Origin of the sequence: Silvimonas sp., assembly GCF_031291215.1 — a bacterium.
GTDB classification, from domain to species: domain Bacteria; phylum Pseudomonadota; class Gammaproteobacteria; order Burkholderiales; family Chitinibacteraceae; genus Silvimonas; species Silvimonas soli.
Genome location: NZ_JARLJK010000114.1, coordinates 1 through 2,106, shown reverse-complemented (window position 1 = coordinate 2,106; position 2,106 = coordinate 1). Strand labels below are relative to the sequence as shown.

Below are 2,106 nucleotides of genomic sequence, written 5' to 3'. Positions count from 1 at the left end.
TGAGCACCCAATCTGCCATTCCTGATCACGACGCTGTTCGTATGTGATCACCGCGCTGATCATCATGACCATTTGCAACAGTCGATCCCGATAGCTGCCGCTCAAGCCTCCCAACAGGGGGCAGGTGCTCGGCCGAAGCGGTCGTTACGGCGCGCGACAACGCGAGTCCGCTTTATGCCAGAAAGCGGACCTTTGCGAACTGTTGCGCCTGTACATTAACGCCAAGCAAAGTTTGTGCAAATGATAAGTAAAATACCTTACGATTCTCCCGTTTTGTTACGAACCCGTGTTTCATGACTGCCTCTCCAAGAAAAGCTGCCAAAAGCTGTTTGTCCCTGGCCCTATCTGCGGTGCTACTAGTGGGTTGCAATACAGCCCAAACACAACCCGCATATCACGCACCGTCCACTCTATCGCTACACTCCGTGGCAGATCGAGACGTTGCGTATGGCAAATGGGTTTCATCTACCCGCTCTATCCTCTGGACCGAGTCCGATTCGCCTTGGCATCATTCAAAAATCGCCATCAAAGCCTATACCCACGACAGACCCGCACCCTTCGCCCTCGTCATGCATGGAACCATGCCTCAGACATTGATTGATATGGGGCATAAGGAGGTTGGAGGTATGGAATACCTGGAAGCTACTCTGTATGCCCAGGGTTTCAACGTTTATGAGCTTCACCGTCGCGGGTATGCGGAATCAGAAGGCCCTTCATGTGAGGCTTTGGCTGCCCGGAGTCAGTCGTACAACGAAACACTGGTTAAGGAAGCGAGTTACGACGCATCTGCAGCGTTGAAGCTGATTCGACAGCAATCAAACGTTATTGATGTGGGTGTTGTCGCGGGGCATTCATTTGGAGGGCTGGAAGCGGTTCATCTAGCGGACAGCTCACCCGACATCTTGGCGAGTATCAATCTCGCGGGGGCCTTGAGTCTGCCGTCCAGGGACCCCACTGCAGCGGCAACGCCCCCAGCGCCTGAGTTTCTGAAACGAATGGCAGTCACGACTAAGCCCACCCTGTTTATCTACTCGGAAACAGACTGGCTGGCCCCTATTCCGGCGATAAAGGCGTGGTTCTCTTTGCAGACGGCTCCCGCTGGGAATCGTTTTCTCGCTATGCCAACGTTAAAAGGAATGGATGGGCACGATGGCATCCTAACCGGCGATGCTGCTGACCGCTGGGTCGGTCCTCTACAGGAGTTTGTAATAAAGGCTGCGCAACTGACGAGCATAGCGACGGCAGAGTGATTGAATCCTGGCGCTGTTTGTTCCACGAAGCCGCATATGGGTATCCTGCCTGTTCTTTACCGCTCCTGTGGCTACTCGGCCGAAGCGGTCAGTCGCCATAGCGGTCGACAACGTCTATTTGTCGCCCAAAAGCGGGCTTGCTGTATGGCGATAACCAGCGTGCTTAACTACGGTGTCCGCTAAGTCGGTGACAGACCATCTCCCAACGGGCGGCTGAGACTGGCATACCGTTAAACACGCTGCTTACGAGACTTCATCGCTTGATGTGGCCAAGTGAAAAGTTACCAACGACACCTTCTCCTTGAAATATGTATCCATAGGCCCACTTAGGCGGTTTTTTTGTCCAAAATTCTCTACCACGAGGGCTAATTCTTCTTCTTCGATTCCCGATACAGCGAGCCACCTACCCCGCCGACAAAAGTAAATGTTGCTCCTATAACAGCTTGTATTCCGGTCTTTGGATAGAAGTAGGTGGCCATAGCGGCGCACGCGCAAAAAAGAAGAATCACCTCGATTGCCAATTGTTTACTCACGTCCGGGCTCCTGGATTTGCGATCAAACGATTAAACACAGGATAGGCGCTATGAACAAAACTTCCAGCATCGTTACTGGTGGCATCACCTTTACCAAAAAAACGCGAGCTTGATCTCGCTGCAGCACATCGAGAAATCTGGGAAGATCGGGATGTAACAATCGTGGCGCAATGGCAGGCCTAGGTAATCCCCCCGGAAATTAATCGTCGCCAGAAGTAGAATTTTCTCCCTGAACCATCGAGGAAGTTTTGCATGAAGCGCTCACGCTTTTCCGACAGCCAGATCATTGCCATTCTCAAGCAGGCCGAGGGCGGCGCTCCCGT

The 2,106-nt window shown here is 52.8% G+C and carries 2 protein-coding genes; one reads left to right on the top strand and one right to left on the bottom strand.

Going from position 1 to position 2,106, the window contains the following annotated elements; translation table 11 throughout:
* The first annotated feature begins 626 nt into the window (after positions 1-626).
* Positions 627-1,250 carry an alpha/beta fold hydrolase gene (locus P4L78_RS11655; RefSeq protein WP_309328232.1) on the top strand — a complete coding sequence of 208 codons (624 nt, stop codon included), beginning with the start codon at positions 627-629 and terminating at the stop codon, positions 1,248-1,250.
* Positions 1,251-1,615: 365 nt separating this feature from the next.
* On the opposite strand, the gene P4L78_RS11650 is transcribed toward P4L78_RS11655, so the two are convergent.
* On the bottom strand, positions 1,616-1,783 hold the full coding sequence (locus P4L78_RS11650; protein ID WP_309328230.1) for a hypothetical protein: 168 nt from the start codon (positions 1,781-1,783) through the stop codon (positions 1,616-1,618).
* Positions 1,784-2,106 lie beyond the last annotated feature (323 nt).